This window comes from Ruegeria sp. CE6 (genome assembly GCF_056537485.1).
The window spans coordinates 157,008-175,039 of the sequence record NZ_JBQFRR010000002.1 but is presented as its reverse complement, the minus strand read 5'-3'; the positions used below and the strand labels follow the sequence as shown (position 1 = coordinate 175,039).

At 57.6% G+C, this 18,032-nt stretch carries 19 protein-coding genes; 7 read left to right on the top strand and 12 right to left on the bottom strand.

The annotated features are described in order from the left end of the window. Positions 1-58: 58 nt before the first annotated feature. Both ACR0DK_RS09305 and ACR0DK_RS09300 read right to left on the bottom strand, forming a co-directional pair. Positions 59-481 carry a DUF6314 family protein gene (locus ACR0DK_RS09305; RefSeq protein WP_170422260.1) on the bottom strand — a complete coding sequence of 141 codons (423 nt, stop codon included), beginning with the start codon at positions 479-481 and terminating at the stop codon, positions 59-61. Further along, a complete protein-coding gene (locus ACR0DK_RS09300; protein ID WP_480735862.1) occupies positions 478-810 on the bottom strand; it encodes a hypothetical protein in 333 nt (110 codons plus the stop codon). The genes ACR0DK_RS09305 and ACR0DK_RS09300 overlap by 4 nt, the downstream gene beginning before the upstream one ends. Positions 811-898: 88 nt before the next feature. Here ACR0DK_RS09300 and purB point away from each other — a divergent pair, with 88 nt between their 5' ends. The 4 genes from purB to ACR0DK_RS09280 all read left to right on the top strand — a co-directional run bounded on the left by purB (position 899) and on the right by ACR0DK_RS09280 (position 5,296). Continuing rightward, positions 899-2,203, top strand: a complete 1,305-nt coding sequence (gene purB, locus ACR0DK_RS09295; RefSeq protein WP_170396410.1) for an adenylosuccinate lyase — start codon at positions 899-901, stop codon at positions 2,201-2,203. Positions 2,204-2,583: 380 nt separating this feature from the next. After that, positions 2,584-3,126 carry a tetratricopeptide repeat protein gene (locus tag ACR0DK_RS09290; RefSeq protein ID WP_170663706.1) on the top strand — a complete coding sequence of 181 codons (543 nt, stop codon included), beginning with the start codon at positions 2,584-2,586 and terminating at the stop codon, positions 3,124-3,126. A 66-nt stretch (positions 3,127-3,192) separates the two neighbouring features. Next, positions 3,193-4,287: a flagellar motor switch protein FliG gene (locus ACR0DK_RS09285; protein WP_480735859.1), complete on the top strand. Its 1,095-nt coding sequence runs from the start codon at positions 3,193-3,195 to the stop codon at positions 4,285-4,287. A gap of 85 nt (positions 4,288-4,372) precedes the next feature. Beyond that, positions 4,373-5,296, top strand: a complete 924-nt coding sequence (locus tag ACR0DK_RS09280) for a lysophospholipid acyltransferase family protein (RefSeq protein ID WP_170396406.1) — start codon at positions 4,373-4,375, stop codon at positions 5,294-5,296. Here ACR0DK_RS09280 and ACR0DK_RS09275 read toward each other — a convergent pair whose 3' ends face one another. Further along, the gene (locus ACR0DK_RS09275) at positions 5,297-5,998 is read right to left on the bottom strand and encodes a DUF1223 domain-containing protein (RefSeq protein WP_170396404.1); all 702 of its coding nucleotides are present in this window, start codon (positions 5,996-5,998) and stop codon (positions 5,297-5,299) included. 226 nt (positions 5,999-6,224) lie between these two features. On the opposite strand from ACR0DK_RS09275, the gene acnA reads away from it, so the two are divergent. The 3 genes from acnA (at position 6,225) to ACR0DK_RS09260 (ending at position 11,352) form a co-directional block, all read left to right on the top strand. Further along, positions 6,225-8,915, top strand: a complete 2,691-nt coding sequence (acnA, locus tag ACR0DK_RS09270) for an aconitate hydratase AcnA (RefSeq protein ID WP_480735856.1) — start codon at positions 6,225-6,227, stop codon at positions 8,913-8,915. A gap of 117 nt (positions 8,916-9,032) precedes the next feature. Further along, positions 9,033-10,535, top strand: a complete 1,503-nt coding sequence (locus tag ACR0DK_RS09265; RefSeq protein WP_170403204.1) for a BCCT family transporter — start codon at positions 9,033-9,035, stop codon at positions 10,533-10,535. Positions 10,536-10,650: 115 nt separating this feature from the next. Beyond that, positions 10,651-11,352, top strand: coding sequence for an SDR family NAD(P)-dependent oxidoreductase (locus tag ACR0DK_RS09260; protein ID WP_480735854.1), 702 nt, complete (start codon positions 10,651-10,653; stop codon positions 11,350-11,352). Here ACR0DK_RS09260 and ACR0DK_RS09255 read toward each other — a convergent pair. The 9 genes from ACR0DK_RS09255 to secD all read right to left on the bottom strand — a co-directional run bounded on the left by ACR0DK_RS09255 (position 11,347) and on the right by secD (position 18,004). After that, complete coding sequence (locus ACR0DK_RS09255) at positions 11,347-11,889, bottom strand: DsbE family thiol:disulfide interchange protein (RefSeq protein WP_170396396.1); 543 nt, start codon at positions 11,887-11,889, stop codon at positions 11,347-11,349. The two genes, ACR0DK_RS09260 and ACR0DK_RS09255, sit on opposite strands and share 6 nt — an antisense overlap. Beyond that, on the bottom strand, positions 11,882-12,040 hold the full coding sequence (gene ccmD, locus ACR0DK_RS09250; protein WP_480735853.1) for a heme exporter protein CcmD: 159 nt from the start codon (positions 12,038-12,040) through the stop codon (positions 11,882-11,884). Before ccmD ends, ACR0DK_RS09255 begins: the two co-directional genes overlap by 8 nt. After that, positions 12,037-12,810, bottom strand: coding sequence for a heme ABC transporter permease (locus ACR0DK_RS09245; RefSeq protein WP_170396395.1), 774 nt, complete (start codon positions 12,808-12,810; stop codon positions 12,037-12,039). The genes ccmD and ACR0DK_RS09245 overlap by 4 nt, the downstream gene beginning before the upstream one ends. A gap of 61 nt (positions 12,811-12,871) precedes the next feature. Continuing rightward, entirely contained in the window at positions 12,872-13,528 is a 657-nt protein-coding gene (gene ccmB, locus ACR0DK_RS09240; protein WP_480735850.1) for a heme exporter protein CcmB, read from the bottom strand. Then, positions 13,525-14,139 carry a heme ABC exporter ATP-binding protein CcmA gene (gene ccmA, locus ACR0DK_RS09235; protein ID WP_170396391.1) on the bottom strand — a complete coding sequence of 205 codons (615 nt, stop codon included), beginning with the start codon at positions 14,137-14,139 and terminating at the stop codon, positions 13,525-13,527. The genes ccmB and ccmA overlap by 4 nt, the downstream gene beginning before the upstream one ends. 130 nt (positions 14,140-14,269) lie before the next feature. Then, positions 14,270-14,623, bottom strand: a complete 354-nt coding sequence (locus ACR0DK_RS09230) for an Mth938-like domain-containing protein (RefSeq protein ID WP_170626639.1) — start codon at positions 14,621-14,623, stop codon at positions 14,270-14,272. A gap of 10 nt (positions 14,624-14,633) precedes the next feature. Continuing rightward, positions 14,634-15,380: a TSUP family transporter gene (locus ACR0DK_RS09225; protein ID WP_480735848.1), complete on the bottom strand. Its 747-nt coding sequence runs from the start codon at positions 15,378-15,380 to the stop codon at positions 14,634-14,636. Next, positions 15,373-16,341: a protein translocase subunit SecF gene (secF, locus tag ACR0DK_RS09220; RefSeq protein WP_170396385.1), complete on the bottom strand. Its 969-nt coding sequence runs from the start codon at positions 16,339-16,341 to the stop codon at positions 15,373-15,375. Before secF ends, ACR0DK_RS09225 begins: the two co-directional genes overlap by 8 nt. A gap of 1 nt (position 16,342) precedes the next feature. After that, positions 16,343-18,004 (bottom strand): protein translocase subunit SecD, encoded by a 1,662-nt coding sequence (gene secD / locus ACR0DK_RS09215; RefSeq protein ID WP_170597971.1) that lies wholly within the window; start codon positions 18,002-18,004, stop codon positions 16,343-16,345. Positions 18,005-18,032 lie beyond the last annotated feature (28 nt).

Here is an 18,032-nt window from a genome sequence, read left to right as displayed (position 1 = left end):
GGACTTATTTGCACATGCAGCAATGCCCGTTCCGGGCCGTTGCTGCAAGATGATTACGCTATCGCAGCGCGTATTTGGTCTCCATTTCATAGGATTTTCGCGGTCCTGATACAGTCCAGCGGACTGTCCAGCGCGGCCATCCCGAGAAATCATAGTCTGCATCATAGCTGTCCGGCGGGCAATCGTGATGATCCTTGACGCGGGTTTGGCCAAGTTTAAGTGCGTGAAAAAACCGATCATCATCAAAATGGATAGCGATCCGATCACCGGCGTCGCGCCAAAGGTATCGACGCGTTCCCGTCATTGCAGGCTGCCCCGGAACACGCAGCGTGACCGTCTCATCATAGACCAACCCTTGGGTATCTTGCCGAAGCTCTGCCTTACCCTCGGCCTGAATGATCTGGCCTGCACGCTCGTCCCGGATGAGGCGGCTCAGGTCCCAAACGCCCTGGAAATCATAAATATTTCTGGGCAGGCTCACTTCAAATAGATTCCGTCAGTTGTATTGCCTGAATCATCCACAAACCGGATGGTTTCACCGCTTTGCTCAACATCATAACAAGCCCAGAAATCCGAAGGCGGCCAGACCGAGCAATAGCGATCATCACGAACGGCCCATCGTCCCGAACTTGGGCGGCCTGAAAAGTACTGCGTTTGCATATTGCTATCGAAGGTCTGGGTGATCCCCTCGCCATAGTCGAGCCTCTTGCCAGCAAGCGCCATCAGAATCTCATCACCCGTCAGTTGCTGAAACTCGTCGGCGGCCACAAATCCGGGCCAAAGCAATAAAATCAGGGCAAACCGTCTCATCCCAGCACTCGCGCCTTGTTCCTTGGTCAATGCGCGGCTAAACCCCGCGCCAACGCCTCATCCCAATCATAAAAAGGTGCTGCCGCCAATGATTCCCCGCTATTCACGCCCCGATATGGTCGCCATCTGGTCACCCGAGAGCAAGTTCCGCATTTGGTACGAGATCGAGGCGCACGCCTGCGACGCCATGGCCGATCTAGGCGTGATCCCGCGTGAAAACGCCGAGGCCGTGTGGAAAGCCAAGGATGTGGAGTTTGATGTCGCCCGTATCGACGAGATCGAAGCCGTCACCAAACACGACGTCATCGCCTTCCTGACCCATCTGGCCGAACATGTGGGTAGCGAGGAAGCTCGTTTCGTGCATCAGGGCATGACCTCCTCGGACGTGCTGGACACTTGCTTCAATGTGCAACTGACCCGCGCCGCCGACCTGCTGATTGCAGACCTCGAAGGTCTGTTGGCTGCCCTGAAACGCCGCGCGATCGAGCACAAAGACACCGTTCGCATCGGTCGCAGCCACGGTATCCATGCCGAACCCACCACGATGGGCCTGACCTTTGCCCGCTTCTATGCCGAGATGGACCGCAACTTGTCCCGGATGCGCGATGCCCGCGCGGAAATCGCCACCGGAGCGATCAGCGGCGCGGTCGGGACGTTTGCGAATATCGACCCGCAGGTTGAAGAGCATGTCTGCGACAAGCTGGGTCTGGTGCCTGAACCGATCAGCACGCAGGTCATTCCCCGCGACCGTCACGCCGCATTCTTCGCCACACTGGGTGTTATCGCCAGCAGCATCGAAAACATCGCTATCGAAATCCGCCACATGCAGCGTACCGAAGTACTGGAGGGGGCCGAGTTCTTCTCGATGGGTCAGAAAGGCTCATCCGCGATGCCGCACAAGAAGAACCCGGTGCTGACCGAGAACCTGACCGGTCTTGCGCGCATGGTGCGTGCGGCCGTGATCCCGGCGATGGAGAACGTGGCGCTGTGGCACGAGCGCGATATCTCGCATTCCTCGGTCGAACGCATGATCGGGCCGGATGCCACTATCACGCTGGACTTTGCACTCGCGCGATTGACCGGTGTAATCGACAAGATGCTGATCTTCCCCGAGAACATGATCGAGAACATGAACAAGTTCCCCGGTCTTGTCATGAGCCAACGAGTGCTGTTGGCGTTGACCCAAGCAGGTGTAAGCCGCGAGGATGCCTATGCCATGGTTCAGCGCAACGCGCTGAAAGTCTGGGAGCATCGCACCGACTTCAAAGAGGAACTGTTGGCCGACGCCGATGTCACCGCCGCGCTGAGCCCGAAAGAAATCGAAGAGAAATTCGATCTCGGCTACCATACCAAACATGTAGATACGATTTTCGCCCGCGTATTCGGCGAATAATTCAAACTCAAACAGTGCTAAAAACTTGGCCCGGCTTGCTCAATGCAGCCGGGCCTTGTGTCTTTGCCAGATTGGCAAAAATCGGTTAATCTGTTGGCACAGTTTCCGCGAAAGGAAAACTCGATGCTACGAACTGCTCTATGCGCAATTGCTCTTATCTGTGCGGGCACCGCCGGATTTGCCTGTAACGGTAACACCAAGCAAACCCAGTCCTGTGCTGAAGGCACAATTTGGGACAGCGAAAGCCAAAGCTGCATGAAAATCGTCAATAGCTGACATTTTTATTTCCTGCTTGTGAATAAAAGCGATCAGTCAATCGTTAGCTTTTTTGAAGATCAAGCTATGATTGTAACAAGTCTCTTTGACAACGGAGTAGGAAAATGCGTCTTGTACTAGCCTCGGCCATCGCTCTTCAGGCCTTTACCTTCGCGCCCATGGCCATTGCTGCGGGTGGTGGGGACAGCAGCCCGCCCAAGCCCACCAACACCACCAAGAAATGCCTGTTTGGCCGCGTCTATGACGAGGCAGCCGGGCGCTGCGTCAAACCCAACAAGACAAATTTCACTGAAGACCAGCTGTATGATGCCGTGCGCGAGTTGGCTTACGACGGGCAGTACGAAAATGCTCAGGGCATTCTGCGTATCATGGATCAAGATGATGATCGGGTGCAGACCTATTGGGGGTTCACCTATCGCAAGATGGGTGAGCTGAAACTGGCTGACGCATTTTACCAGAAAGCAATTGAATCCAACCCCGACAACATCCTCGCCCGCAGCTACATGGGCCAGGGATTTGTTACAGAGGGCAAGACCGAGTTGGCCATCGCACAATGGCGCGAGATCAAGGCGCGTGGTGGCGAAGGCACATGGGCTGAGACATCGCTGCGCGAAGCGATCAGAACAGGGCTGACATATAGCTACTGAGTTTCAGGGTTTCTTTACCCGACTCTCTATATTCTGCCTGCAACGCGAATGAGGCATTGCAGGCAGATGCAGGACACGAAACTAATGGTGCAGATGACGCCGGGCGCGCAACCCCCGGTCGTTGAACAGGACGATGATGCGCCACGTGTTGTGCCGCGCGCCCTCAGCAACCGAGAGAAAGCCGCGGTTGTGGTTCGGCTGCTGCTGAACGAGGGGGCGGATATCCCGTTGGAAGAGCTTCCCGATTCACTGCAGGAACAACTTACCCACCAACTTGGACAGATGGGGTTGGTTGACCGGGTAACGCTGGCCGCCGTCGCGCAGGAATTTGCCGATGCGCTGGATGGCGTAGGGCTTGCATTTCCCCATGGGCTAGCCGGTGCTCTGGACGCGGTGAACGGCAAGATCGCCCCAGCCACCGCCGCCCGGCTGCGCAAGGTAGCTGGCGTGAGGCAGATCGGTGACCCATGGCAGCGTTTGCGCGAAGTACCCTCAGAAGATCTGGCCGAGATGGCCAAAGCTGAAAGCACAGAAGTCGCCGCCGTTATGCTGTCGAAACTCGAAACCGCCAAGGCTGCCCAGTTGTTGGGCCACCTGCCCGGCCCCACAGCGCGACGGATAACCTATGCTGTATCGAAAACGGCCAACGTGACGCCCGAGGCGGTAGAGCGGATCGGATGGTCCTTGGCCGCTCAGCTGGATCAACGCCCCGAGCCCGCCTTTCGGGATGGGCCGGGTGAGCGTGTGGGCGCGATCCTCAACCAGTCGGCCGCGGCGACGCGTGATGGTTTGCTGACCGCGCTGGACGAAGAAGACTCCGATTTTGCCGATACCGTCCGGCAATCGATCTTCATCTTTTCGCATGTGCCCTCGCGCATCGAACCCCGCGATGTTCCAGCGATTCTGCGCGGTGTGGATCAACCCGTTCTCATCACGGCGTTGGCCGGAGCCAATAGCGACGAAGACCTCGCCACGGTCGAGTTCTTCCTAGCCAACTTGTCCTCTCGCATGGCGGAAAACTTACGGGAAGAAATGGCCGAACGTGGCAAGGTCAAACAATCCGACAGTGAAGATGCGATGTCGCAGATCGTTGCAGCCATCCGCGCGCTTTTGGACGAGGGCGCGATCGCACTGGTCGAGGCAGAGGAGAATGCAGAATAGTCCGGCAAAGCGCGGCTACTTGTGATCGCACGATGAGGACTGTATGTCTCGTCGCGCAGTTCACAACGCTCAGGTGTCTCTCCCCATGCCCGTCGAAAAGTCGGAACTAAGCCGATTTGAGCTTGGAAAATACTACGTCGCCAACCTGTTTCTGACCGGCGTAATCCGCGGCATGCGTCTGCTGCCATATGAGCGCCGCATCGGAGCGATGGGCGCGATTGTGCGCTGGCTTGCCCCTATTGTCGGGTTTCGAACCCGCGTGCGCCGCAACCTGAAACTCACCTGCCCAGACCTGCCCGAGGCCGAGGTCAAACGCATCTGCCGCGCCGTGCCTGACAATGCCGGGCGCGCGATCATGGAGCATTTTTCAGCCGACGGTTTCATCGAGCGACAAAGCAAGGCCAAAGTATCGGGCTCGGGTGTCGAAGCATTTGATGCCGCCGTGGCGGAAGGGCGTCCAGTGATGATGATCACTGCGCATTTCGGGCACTATCTGGCCGCGCGGGTCGCGCTGCAGGCGCGTAGCGGTAAACCCATCGGCAGCCTCTATCGCCGCATGGCAAATCCATATTTCAACGACATGTATGTCGAGGCATTCTATCAGACCGGGTCGCCCATGTTCGAACAGGGCCGCCGAGGTATGGTCGAAATGGTCCGTTCACTGAAAAGCGGAGGCATCATTGCCATTGTATCCGACCTGCATGCGCATGGTGGTGAGGAGCTGACCTTTTTCGGCAAACCCGCCGTCACCTCGGTACTGAACGCGGAACTTGCGATCAAATACAAGGCTGTGCTGATCCCCTGCTATGCAGTGCGCCAACCCAACGGGATCGATTTTGAGATCGTCCTACACGACCCGGTCCCGCATACTGATGCCAAAACCATGACCCAGTTCACCAATGACGACCTGGAAGCGATGGTGCGTCAGCACATGGGACAATGGTTCTGGATTCATCGGCGCTGGAAGTCCTGGAGGGGACTGGGGGTCCAGCCAAAGGATATGCCCTGATCACTTAACCCGCGCTGCGGCCACGATCGGACCATGGCCACTGCGCTGGATCAGAACAACGGCAGGCAATTCCGATGACAATGTTGCGGTGAAACTCTGCGGTGTTTGGCCATCCCAGCGACCGGCAATCTGCCAATTCTCGACCACGTTTGCATAATCCAGATCATGTCCGGCCAATTCGCCACGCCGGATCGAGGTGCGACGCATCGGCGAATACTGCACAATCCGAACATCATAGGTTTCGTCGTCTGGTAACTCGATCGGAACGACATTCATGGATACTTCGTTCGCGGTACGCGTGGCACTGACCTCGGCCTCCGGCGGCGCAGTCAGGTGTGCATCGATTAGCCGGTTCAGTTCAATTGACTTGGCCCCAACCACATCCTGCTGCCCATTCACAACCATCTGCGGCGTGTAGATCATCGTCCGCCCGCCTTCACGTGCATAGGCGCGCTGACGATCGGTGTGGTCGGGATTGGCGTATTCATCTTTCCAGCCAATGTAGTCCCAGTAATCCACATGCAACGCCAGACCGATTACATCATCCCGCTTGGCCAATTCATGCATGATCCGGTCCGCTGGCGGGCAGGACGAGCACCCCTGCGAGGTGAACAGTTCGACCACCACCGGATCATCCTGCGCCTGAGCCGGGGCAGCAAGAAAGAGTGAAACAAACGCGGTCGCAGCGACTGATCTGAGCATGTTTTCTCTCGATAGAGGATGATTGCCTGAAAGGTTTAAGTCGGAACCGAATAAACTGCCAATCAAGGTTTCTTGAGACCTCAGACACAAGCTTTCGACAAAATGTGTGCAATGGTATACAAAAAACCACCCAAACTGCCCGTTGCACCTTGAAACAACTGGTGTGGTAATGCAGATAACCCTTAGCGAAGCCCGTATTCCAAGTCATTTGAGAGGGAGGCCACAGATGCCCATCAAGGTCGGACAGGACACCGCCAAGACACGCCGCAGCCTGAACGTGAATGGCAAATCCATTTCCTATTATTCGATTCCAGCCGCGCAAGAAGCAGGCTTAGGCGATTTTTCGAATCTGCCTGCCGCGCTGAAAGTGGTTCTGGAAAACATGCTGCGGTTCGAAGATGACGGGTTCTCGGTTTCCGTCGATGACATCAAAGCCTTTGCCGAATGGGGTGCCAACGGTGGCAAGAACCCACGTGAGATTGCCTATCGCCCTGCCCGGGTTCTGATGCAAGACTTTACCGGAGTTCCGGCCGTGGTGGATCTGGCAGCGATGCGCGACGGCATCAAGGGCCTTGGTGGGGACGCGCAAAAGATCAACCCGCTGAACCCGGTCGATCTGGTCATCGACCACTCGGTCATGATTGATGAGTTCGGCAACCCACGCGCGTTTCAGATGAACGTGGACCGCGAATATGAGCGCAACATGGAACGCTATCAGTTCCTGAAATGGGGTCAGAACGCGTTCAACAATTTCCGCGTCGTGCCTCCCGGCACCGGTATCTGCCACCAAGTAAACTTGGAATATCTGGCGCAGACCGTCTGGACAGACACGGACCAAAGCGGCGAAGAAGTCGCCTATCCCGATACACTTGTTGGTACTGACAGCCACACCACCATGGTCAACGGCATGGCCGTTCTGGGCTGGGGCGTTGGTGGGATCGAGGCCGAGGCAGCGATGCTGGGTCAACCGATCTCGATGCTGATCCCCGAGGTTGTGGGTTTTGAACTGACCGGTTCGATGGTCGAAGGCACAACGGGAACTGACCTTGTCCTGAAAGTCGTCGAGATGCTACGCGAGAAAGGCGTGGTTGGTAAATTCGTTGAATTCTACGGCGAAGGTCTGGACCGCTTGCCCTTGGCCGATCGCGCAACCATCGCCAACATGGCCCCCGAATACGGCGCGACCTGTGGTTTCTTCCCGATTGACGGCGAGACCTTGCGCTATATGCGCAATACTGGACGCGACGAAGACCGCATCGCATTGGTCGAGGCCTACGCCAAGGAAAACGGCTTCTGGCGCGATGCCGATTACGCGCCGATCTACACCGACACTCTGTCGCTGGATATGGGCACAATTGTTCCTGCGATCTCGGGCCCGAAACGGCCGCAGGATTATGTCGCACTAACCGACGCCAAGGCCGCATTCACCAAGGAAATGGCCGAGACCTTCAAACGCCCGATGGGCAAACAAATAGAGGTCAAAGGCGAAAACTACGGCATGGAATCGGGCAAAGTCGTGATCGCCTCGATCACCTCCTGCACCAACACGTCGAACCCGTATGTGATGATCGGCGCGGGCCTCGTTGCACGTAAAGCCGCCGCGCTGGGATTGGATCGCAAACCGTGGGTAAAGACCTCATTGGCGCCCGGCTCGCAGGTTGTGTCCGCCTACTTGGAGGCTGCGGGTCTGCAGGAAGATCTGGACAAGATCGGCTTCAACCTTGTTGGCTATGGCTGCACCACCTGTATTGGCAACTCGGGTCCGATCCAAAGGGAAATCAGCGAAGCGATTGCCGAAGGCGATCTTGTTGCCACTTCGGTACTTTCAGGCAACCGCAACTTCGAAGGCCGGATCTCGCCCGACGTTCGCGCCAACTATCTGGCTTCACCGCCGCTGGTAGTGGTTTATGCCTTGGCTGGTACGTTGGACATCGACCTGACTTCGGAACCGATTGGACAAGATCAGGCTGGCAACGATGTCTACATGAAAGACATCTGGCCAACCCAAAGCGAAATCGCCGAATTGGTTGAGGCAACCGTGACCCGCGAGGCGTTCCAGTCGAAATATGCCGATGTATTCAAAGGCGACGAGAAATGGCAGGATGTCGAGGTTCCGCAACAGGAAACCTATGATTGGCCACCGACGTCAACCTACATTCAAAACCCTCCCTATTTCCAAGGCATGGGGCCTGAGCCGGGCACGATCTCGAATATCGATGGTGCAAAGGTTCTGCTGATCCTGGGCGACATGATCACCACCGACCATATCTCGCCCGCCGGTTCGTTTGCGACAACGACACCTGCCGGGAAGTATCTGACGGATCGTCAGGTTCAGCCGCGCGAATTCAACTCGTATGGCTCACGCCGTGGCAACCACGAGATCATGATGCGCGGCACCTTCGCTAATATCCGCGTTAAGAACGAGATGCTGGATGGCGTTGAAGGCGGTTATACAAAAGGCCCGGATGGTGAACAAACCTCGGTCTACGAAGCATCGATGGCCTATCAGGAGCAAGGCACCCCGCTGGTCGTCTTTGGCGGCGAACAGTACGGTGCAGGTTCGTCACGCGACTGGGCGGCCAAGGGCACAGCTCTGCTTGGCGTCAAGGCAGTGATCGCCGAAAGCTTTGAGCGCATCCACCGTTCAAACCTGGTAGGCATGGGCGTCATACCATTCGAATTCACCGATGGTGATACCCGCAAGACACTGGGTCTGAAGGGTGATGAGACCGTTTCGATCCACGGGTTGGATTCGGTTGAGCCCCTGCAGGAAGTGCCCTGCACCATCATTTACGGAGATGGTACCGAAAAGACGATCACCCTGAAGTGCCGCATCGATACCGCGCCCGAGATCGAATACATCGAAAACGGCGGTGTGCTGCAATACGTGCTGCGCAATCTCGCAAAAGCGTCATAAATCAGCAGGTTGATATCCAACCTCAGCCCCCGGCCCTGCGCCGGGGGTTTTGTTTTCTGGCCATTTATTCAAAAATCTGAAACTGTTGGGCAAGACAGTCTTCGGAATTCCATCACCATGAAAAAGCCCAACGCCCTACTGGTTTGCTCGCTTAGCGTCATCGCCGTGATCGGGATCTGGGGCGTCGTCGATATCGAAAGCTTGGTGACTTGGGCCAACAGCATCGTGCAACAAACCTTCCACAGTCGCGGTTGGTTCGTGATGCTCGCGGCCTCAGGCATGTTGATCGGGTGTTTGGTTCTGGCCTTTTCACCCTATGGCAAAATCCGTCTGGGCCGGGATGATGAAGAGCCCGAGTTCTCGACCGCCACCTGGATCTCAATGCTGTTCTCCGCAGGAATGGGCGTTGGACTGCTGTTCTGGGCGGTCGCCGAGCCCCTGACCCATTTCAACTTCATCTCGGGCATGGCACCCGACTATGTCGCCGCGCAGCAGGCCATGCTGGCAACAAACTTCCATTGGGGCCTGCACGCCTGGGCGATTTACGGTTCGACCGCGCTGACCATCGCTTATTTCAGCTTTCGGCGCGGGACAGGCATGATGGTCAGCGCCCCGATCAAAAGCCTGTTTCCCGGCGAACGCTGGGCCGAGCGGGTCGGGTGGCTGTCGGATTTCATGGCCATTGTTGCAATCTCTATCGGTGTTGGCGGTTCAATGGCCATGGGCGTGTTCCAGGTTGCGGACGGGATTGCGGTTCTGGGTGGCCGGGAAACGGTTGGTGCCCTTCTGATCGGCGTTGTTTTCCTGGCGATGGTCGCAGCCTACATCCCTGCTCTGTTGATCGACCTTGGCCAAGGCATGGCGCGCTTGTCGAATGCGGCAATGCTGATCGCGATCTGCCTTGTGGCCTACACAGTGGTCCTCGGGCCTACAGAGTATCTGTTGAACACTGTGGTTCAAGGGTTCGGCGATTACGTCACCAATGTCATCCCTCGGGGCTTTCAGACCTTCACCTTCTTCGGCGATGACGTCACCAAATGGTTCAGCGACTGGACCCTCACCTATATGGTCTGGTGGATCGCCTGGGGACCTTTTGTTGGTGTGTTTGTCGCGCGTATCTCTCGCGGTCGCACGATCCGGGAATTCGTGATCGGAGTACTCTTTGCGCCCACACTGTTCTCGATCCTTTGGTTCGGTGCCTTCGGCGGCATCGGTCTGTTCGAGGCGCTCAACGGTGCCGGAGAACTGCTGGCCTATACGCAAACAAACATCGAGCGTGTGACCTTCGCCCTGCTCGACCGTTTGCCCTTATCGCAGATCACAATACTTGCAACCGTAGCAGCGGCGTTTCTGTTCATCGTAACCAGCGTTGTAAGCGCGGCCTTTGTGCTGGGTACATTCTCGTCCCAGGGGGATGAAAACCCGCCCCCGCGCGTGCGGCTGATCTGGGGTGCATTGCTGGGCTTGTTGAGTGTCGCGATGATCCTGTCGGGCTCGGTGGAATCGGTCAAAGTCCTGATCTCACTCGGGGCGCTGCCCTTTGTGTTCATCTCGGTTCTGCTGATGGTCTGCCTGTTCCGAGGGCTACGAGAAGAGGGGCTGAGCCATGCTGATCGGTGATCTGACGGATACGCTTATGAATCTGACCACTTTTGCATTCATCGGCGCGATGATCTGGATTTTGGTCCGTAAGTAACGGCTTGAATCCCGGCCATTTTACCGATTTCCTACGATTATGGACAAAGTCGCATTGATAACCGGCGGTGCACGCGGAATTGGGCGTGCAATCGTCGAAGACCTCAGCCGTGATCACCGCGTCGCGTTTACTTGGTTGTCGAGCAAACCCACGCCCGAGCTACTGGGTGGGGATGTTCTGGCCATACGCTCCGATCTATCTGCGCCCGACCAGCCGGCTATCGTGATTTCGCAGGTGATCGAGAGGTTTGGAAGGCTGGATGTGATCGTCAACAATGCCGGCCTTGTGAAATCTACCCCCAAAGAGGAATTTCGGGTCGAGGACCACCGCGCCATTCTGGATTTGAACCTGCTGGCCCCCGCCGCATTGTTGGCTGCTGCGCTACCACATCTGAAACGCGACGCCTCAATCGTCAATATCTCATCCATGAACGCGGTCTTGCCGCCTCGGGATGCGGTGACCTATGGGGCAAGCAAGGCCGCCCTGAATCTATGGACCCACGCCATGGCAAAGGAGCTTGGGCCAAAGGGGATACGCGTTAATGCAGTCGCGCCGGGTGCGATCAACATCCCCGAAGCGCCCCGGTCTGAGGAGTTGACCGCGCTGTTTGTCAACGAAACCGCTTTAGGTCGCGCGGGAAAGCCCGAGGATATCGCCAAAGTCGTCAGGTTTCTGGCGTCCGATGCCGCATCCTTCATCACTGGTGAGGTTCTGGGCGTCACCGGTGGCTATCGCTTATGAGCCACCTGCGGCTTTCTCAAGTGCTGGGCGGATCGTGCTTTCGATCACCCGCTGAGTGACCGGACCAGCCCAGCGCAGGATGATCGTGCCCTCACCGTCGATCACATAGGTTTCGGGCACACCGTAGACGCCCCAGTCCAGCCCCATTCGGCCCTGTTCATCCCGACCGATACCGGCATAGGGATCGCCCAGTTCGGCAAGAAATCCTTCGGCGTTGTCCAGTTGGTCCTTGTAGTTGATACCATAGACGGGGATACCCTCGTCAGACAGAGCCTGCAGATTGGGGTGTTCGACGCGGCATGGTGCACACCAACTGGCCCAGTAGTTGACCAGCTTGACCTCGCCATCACGCAGTGTGGCATCATCGAAGCCCGGTTTGCCCGCGAACTCGGTCAGTACAACCGGCGGCGCTGGCTGACCCTCGCGCGCTGAGGGCAAGGCGTTGGGATCGTCACGGAACATGCCGATGCCCGCGAGCACAGCGAAGGCGCCGAAAATCAGCGGAGGCGCGATCATCAGGGGCGAAATCTTAGCCATTGCGTGACATCCTTTGTTCAACCTTCTCCATCTCGGCCCGTACCTTACGGCCCCGGATCACGCTGCAACCCACCAATGCGATCAGAAGTCCGATTGATACGACATAGGACCACAAGACGGTATCGGCATATTTTCCAAGATCAGGGATCATCCGCTCACCCTTTCACGCGCCATAAGCGCCTTGGTCCGGCGGGCGCGAATTTCTGTGCCCGTACGATAGAAGACCAGCGCAATGAACAGCAGTACAAAGCCGATGATGCAAAGCAGCAGTGGATAGAAGTAGATATTGCTTACCTTCTCTTCAGTATCCGTGCCTGTGATCGCCCCGGCGCGCATCACCGAAGCCCCCTGATGCAGCCCCTGATTCCAGAAATTCACGGCATACCGGCTGAGGAACGCAAAGACCGAGCCCACGAGGCAAAGGACCGAGGTCAGGTCCGCCGCTGTATCCGGATCTTCGATCGCTTCCCAAAGCGCGACATAACCTAGATAGAACAGGAACAGGATCAGGAACGATGTCAGGCGCGGGTCCCAGGCCCACCATGTCCCCCACATAGGCTGCCCCCAGATCGCTCCGGTGGCCAATGCGATCAGCGTCATCACGATGCCGATGGGCGCAGCGGCGCGGGCAGCCAGCGCACTGACATGGTGGCGACGCACCAACCAGACCAGCGAAGTTGCCAGCATCATCAGCCAGCAATTGATCGCCATCAACGCGGCAGGTACATGCAGGTAGATGATCTTTACGGTCGAGCCTTGCTTGTAGTCATCCGGGGTGAAGAAAAAGCCCCAGATCAATCCGACGACCAGACAAAGACCTGAGCTGATCCAGAAGAACGGAAGGACCCGTTCGCTGGTCGCGAGGAACTTACGCGGGTTGGCGTATTCCCAAAGGGCATTGGCTTTGGCTGCGATTGTCATGGGCTCTATCTAGTCCGAGTCGGCGTGGTTCTCAATTGACCTCAGTCAAGCTTTGTGGCCATCACCTAAGATTGATGCGCAGTACCGCTGCGCTGGCAAAGGGTAAAAGTGCGACCGTTGCGGCGGTAATCCCTGCCAGCATTAGCAGGGGCGTTTGCGTCTCCATGCCTGTCGCACCGCGTCGGGCGACCTCGGCTCCGAAAATCAAAGTCGGCACGTAGAGCGGCAAAACCAGAAGCGACAGTAGCAGACCGCCCCGTTTTAGACCAACAGTAAGGGCCGCGCCAAAGGTGCCGATAACGCTCATCGCCGGAGTACCGAGGAGCAGTGAGATCACTAGCCACGAAAACCCGGGTACAGGCAGGTTTAGCAACACGCCTAGGAACGGCGCGGCCAGAACCAGCGGCAATCCGGTGGTTAGCCAATGGGCTAGCGCTTTGACGGTAACAACTGATTCCAACGGAAGCGGCGCGGTCGCGAGCAGATCAAGCGAGCCGTCTTCCCAATCCAGCGCCAGAAGGCGATCAAGTGACAGCAGACACGCCAAAAGCGCGCCCAGCCAAAGAACACCCGGTGCGATGGTCGAAAGCAGCGAAGATTGCGGGCCAACCGAGAATGGCACCAGAACGGTGACGATCAGGAAGAAAGCAAGACCGAGACCAAAGCCACCCCCCGCACGGAAGGACAATTTTAGATCACGCAGCAATAAGGCGATCACAAGAAACCTCCGTCGAAATCGTCGATGGGCTTGGGCTTGGCCTTGTTGGGGCCAACGTCCAGAACCTCTCCGTCCAATCCAAGATCAATATGGGTCGCAATCAGGGCCGAACCACCCTGCCCCAGATGCGCGCGCACGGCATCCGCAAACATCTGCACGGCGTGACGATCCAGCGAGACCGTCGGCTCGTCCAGCATCCAGATCGGGCGGCCAGTAACCAACATACGCGCCAATCCCAGACGCCGTTTCTGCCCCGCCGAAAGGTTGCCCGCATGGCGGTCAGCCAACTCGTTCAGTTCAAACGCATCAAGGGCGTGCTGGATATCACGGGTGCCAAAGACCGACGCCCAGAAGTTGAGGTTTTCGACAACGGTCAGGGTCGGTTTTAACCCGTCGGAATGGGACGCGTATGCGATCTGGTCTTCTGCCCCGTCGATTTGCCCTGCCAGTGGCGGTTGCAGGCCCGCAAGCGTACGCAGTAATGTTGTCTTTCCGATTCCATTCGGCCCCCGCAGGATCAGTGCCCTTCCTGCCTCAAGCGAGAAGCTCAGCCCTTCGAGCACGGGAACTCCGCCGCGTGCGATGGCCAGATCGGTTACCTTTAAAGTCATGAAGCCCGCTTAGCGGATTGTGCGTGTGGGCAAAAGGTCGGAATTGCCGCAGAGCGGCCGGTTGGATCGCAGTGAGGGGCCAGCCCCTCACACTCCCCGGGATATTTTTAGCCAGAGCAAGAACAGATCCTCAGACCGGGATCAGCGCAAGCGCAATGCGGCGGCCTTCGGAAAGCAGCACGTTGTAGGTGCGGCAGGCCGCCGGAGAGTTCATGATTTCGACACCCAGACCTGCCTCTTCCAATGTGGTGCGCAAGTCGGCTGGGATGTGGGTCAGTTCTTTGCCCGTACCGATGAACAGAACATCGACGTGTTCGGACAAGGCCAGCAGGGTCTGGGCGTCGGAGTAACCCGCCCAAGCCGATGTACCGGTGGGGCCGGTCAGGACTGCCCCATCATGAACTTCCCCGCCTATCCGAAAGAACCCGGGGCCATAGCCATCAACCGGCTGAGCGTTTGTATATGTGATCTCGTTCAGGCGCATGTGCAGGGTTCTAGCCCCAAAACGGCAGGCCGGACAAGGCCGCTGTTGCAATCACCAGATAGGCTGCGGCGCGGTAGATGTTCTCGTACTCGGGTCGGAACATCCAGCCCCCCAGCCAGTTGCCCGCGATGTTGGGAACCGCAAGCGCAAGGCCCAATCCGATGCTCGCGATCGAAAGACGCCCCATCCCGCCAAGATATCCGAGGATCAGCAAATCGAAAGCAAACAGGAACAGCAGGATCGTCGCGCGGATGATCTCAACCGGTAAGGGCCGTGACATATAAAACAGGATGACGGCAGGCCCCGGTATCCCGGCTACCCCGCCAAGTAGCCCTGCAGCCCCGCCGATCGCAGCAACCATGCCACGCGATACCGCTCCCCGGTAGCGCAGACCAAAAATCAGAACGGCCAGCATCGACAATGAAATCAGGCTGACGATATAGCGAAACACTTCGGGATCGGTCCGGGTCAGCAGCCATAAGCCAACCGGTAGAAGTAGCGCGCACCCGACCAAAAGGCGCATCAGATCTGCCTTGTCAACAACCGTCCATGCGCGGCGCAGGTTCGGGATCGGGCCAAATATGTCCATGACCGTCAGCGCGATGATGGCACCGAAGGGGCCAAGATACGGGCTGGCGATGGGCAGGAAGATCAGGGCCGTCCCAAAGCCGGAGAACCCGCGCACGATGCCCCCAACAAAGGCGGCGAAAATAATAACGGCCAGACCGGTTGGGGTCTGGCCGAAATACTCAGGCATCAATGTTGGCAAACTGGTTGCCCGCCGTATTCGACGGCTTCGACCAGTCGCGCTTGACCCCCAGCCACAGCAGGATGGTCGAGGCCACGAAGACCGACGAATAGGTCCCGACGATCACGCCCCAGATCATCGCGAAGACAAAGCCTCGGATCACGTCTCCGCCCAGTACATAGAGCGAGATCAGCGCCAGCAGCGTGGTCACAGAGGTCATCACCGTCCGGCTGAGCGTTTCGTTGATCGAGATGTTCAGCACCTCTTTGAGGTCTTTCTTCTTGTACTTCCGCAGGTTTTCGCGAACCCGGTCGAAGACGACCACGGTGTCGTTCAGCGAATAGCCGACGATAGTCAGTAGAGCGGCGATGATCGCCAGGTCAAAACGGATTTGTAGTTCCGAGAAGATGCCGATGGTCAGGATCACGTCATGCACCAACGCGGCGACCGCCCCGAGTGCGAACTGCCATTCGAACCTAAGCCAGATATAGACAAGCACTGCGCCAATCGCCAAGGCGACCGCAATGACCGCGGTCTGGATCAACTCACCCGAAACCTTGGGGCCAACCGATTCTACCGAGACGAACTGGATATCCGGCGCGGCGACGGTCAGCGCTTCTTCGACGGCTGTGACGGTTGCGGCCGCCACAGCTTCGGCTCCGTCCTGTGCCTGAATGCGGATCATCGCGACGTTTTCATCCTCACCAAAGGTGGGATCAAAAATCTCGGTGATAGTCACATCGCCAAGCTCAAGCGGCGCGATGGCGTCGCGATAGGCGCCGACGTCGATCTCTTGCGCGCTTTGGGTCCGGATCGTGGTGCCGCCGCGAAAGTCGATGCCGAAGTTCAGCCCTTGCAGCAGGAATGACGTGAATGCGATCACCATCATCAAACCCGAGATGCCCAGCCAGACCTTCCAACGGCTAAAGAAATCGAACGAGGTGTTTTGGGGTACGAGTTTCAGTCTCATGTCAAACCTCGATCGTTTTCGGACGGCGGCGTTCGAACCACATCACGATCATCAGACGCGTCACAAAGATCGCGGTGAAGACCGAGGTCAGAATACCCAGACCAAGCGTAATGGAGAAGCCGCGCACGGGACCACTGCCCATGGCAAACAGGATGGTTGCGGTAATGAATGTGGTCACGTTTGCGTCCAGAATGGCCGAAAGCGCTTTTTCGTATCCCAGCTCGATGGCACGCGCCGGACCTTTGGCAGATTTCAGCTCTTCGCGGATACGCTCGAAGATCAGCACGTTGGCGTCAACTGCCATGCCGACGGTCAGCACGATACCCGCGATCCCGGGCAAGGTCAGCGTGGCGCCGATCAGTGAGAGCAGGCCAAACAAAAGCCCCACGTTCAGGATCAGCGCAACATTGGCGAAGATGCCGAACAGGCCGTAGCTGAGAGCCATAAATACCAACACGGCGACAAAAGCCACGATTGTCGCGACCTTACCTGCGTCGATACTGTCCTGACCCAGCTCAGGGCCGATGGTGCGCTCTTCTAGGAAATCCAGACCTGCAGGCAAGGCACCTGCGCGAAGAAGGACGGCCAAATTGGTGCTTTCCTCAACCGTGAAATTGCCAGTGATGATGCCCGAACCACCTGGGATATGGCTTTGGATTACAGGGGCCGAGATCACCTCGTCATCCAGGACGATAGCAAAGGGTGCGCCAATGTTTTCCAGCGTGTAATCGCCGAATTTGCGCGCTCCAGAGGTGTTGAACCGAAAGCTGACCGCAGGGCGGCCGTTCTGGTCGAAGGATGGCTGCGCGTCGACCAATTCTTCACCGGTCACGACGGGTGCGGCATCCAGAGTGTAATACACACCATCTTCATCGATCGAAGGCACAAGCTTCTCACCAACGCCCGGAATTGCATCCGGGTCAGTCCCGCGTCCAACGACAGGATTGAATGTCAACTGTGCCGTCGTGCCGATAATCTCTTTGAGCTCCCCAGCGCTGCCGATACCGGGCACCTGAATAAGGATACGATCAGCGCCCTGGCGCTGGATAGTTGGTTCGCGTGTGCCAACCTCGTCGATCCGACGGCGGATGATCTCAAGGGACTGGCGCACAGTACGATCATCCGAAGCAAGCTTTTCGGCCTCGGACAGTTGGACAACGATAGTGTCCCCCTCAGCGCGGGCCTCTATATCTGTTGCCCCTGCCCCGGTCAGCGTCTGCACCTGTCGGGCCAGACCGCGCACAACCTCTAATGCGCGGGACATGCCCTCGGGTTGGCTGATGCGCACGCGAATCTCGTCAGGCGCCGAATCCTGACGACGGATCGTGCCGACCGTCGCGCGTTCATCACGCAGCGCGTCGCGGATTTCGGGCCACATCGCCTCCATCCGGGATTCGTAGACATCATCAACCTTGACCTCGGCAAGCAAATGCGCGCCGCCGCGCAAGTCGAGCCCGAGATTGACTAGGGACGACGGCAGCCAGTTCGGCCATTGCGCGGCCTCGGCCTGCATTTCAGGTGTATCAATGCCCAGCTCAATCGCAGCCTTGGCATCGTTAGATTGTTCTACGCGCGTATAAAACGCATTCGGCAGGGCAAGGAACAGACCGATCACACAGACCGACCAGATCAGAACCCGCTTCCAGGAATCAATTTGCAGCATTACCCTGCCTTTTCAAGGAATTGTCGCG

Excerpts from the sequence above, each read along its gene's own strand:
- ACR0DK_RS09300 (WP_480735862.1), bottom strand. The coding sequence starts at position 810 with ATGAGACGGTTTGCCCTGATTTTATTGCTTTGGCCCGGATTTGTGGCC.
- purB (WP_170396410.1), top strand. The coding sequence starts at position 899 with ATGATTCCCCGCTATTCACGCCCCGATATGGTCGCCATCTGGTCACCC.
- ACR0DK_RS09290 (WP_170663706.1), top strand. The coding sequence starts at position 2,584 with ATGCGTCTTGTACTAGCCTCGGCCATCGCTCTTCAGGCCTTTACCTTC.
- ACR0DK_RS09285 (WP_480735859.1), top strand. The coding sequence starts at position 3,193 with ATGCAGGACACGAAACTAATGGTGCAGATGACGCCGGGCGCGCAACCC.
- ACR0DK_RS09280 (WP_170396406.1), top strand. The coding sequence starts at position 4,373 with ATGCCCGTCGAAAAGTCGGAACTAAGCCGATTTGAGCTTGGAAAATAC.
- ACR0DK_RS09275 (WP_170396404.1), bottom strand. The coding sequence starts at position 5,998 with ATGCTCAGATCAGTCGCTGCGACCGCGTTTGTTTCACTCTTTCTTGCT.
- acnA (WP_480735856.1), top strand. The coding sequence starts at position 6,225 with ATGCCCATCAAGGTCGGACAGGACACCGCCAAGACACGCCGCAGCCTG.
- ACR0DK_RS09265 (WP_170403204.1), top strand. The coding sequence starts at position 9,033 with ATGAAAAAGCCCAACGCCCTACTGGTTTGCTCGCTTAGCGTCATCGCC.
- ACR0DK_RS09260 (WP_480735854.1), top strand. The coding sequence starts at position 10,651 with ATGGACAAAGTCGCATTGATAACCGGCGGTGCACGCGGAATTGGGCGT.
- ACR0DK_RS09255 (WP_170396396.1), bottom strand. The coding sequence starts at position 11,889 with ATGGCTAAGATTTCGCCCCTGATGATCGCGCCTCCGCTGATTTTCGGC.
- ccmD (WP_480735853.1), bottom strand. The coding sequence starts at position 12,040 with ATGATCCCTGATCTTGGAAAATATGCCGATACCGTCTTGTGGTCCTAT.
- ACR0DK_RS09245 (WP_170396395.1), bottom strand. The coding sequence starts at position 12,810 with ATGACAATCGCAGCCAAAGCCAATGCCCTTTGGGAATACGCCAACCCG.
- ccmA (WP_170396391.1), bottom strand. The coding sequence starts at position 14,139 with ATGACTTTAAAGGTAACCGATCTGGCCATCGCACGCGGCGGAGTTCCC.
- ACR0DK_RS09230 (WP_170626639.1), bottom strand. The coding sequence starts at position 14,623 with ATGCGCCTGAACGAGATCACATATACAAACGCTCAGCCGGTTGATGGC.
- ACR0DK_RS09225 (WP_480735848.1), bottom strand. The coding sequence starts at position 15,380 with ATGCCTGAGTATTTCGGCCAGACCCCAACCGGTCTGGCCGTTATTATT.
- secF (WP_170396385.1), bottom strand. The coding sequence starts at position 16,341 with ATGAGACTGAAACTCGTACCCCAAAACACCTCGTTCGATTTCTTTAGC.
- secD (WP_170597971.1), bottom strand. The coding sequence starts at position 18,004 with ATGCTGCAAATTGATTCCTGGAAGCGGGTTCTGATCTGGTCGGTCTGT.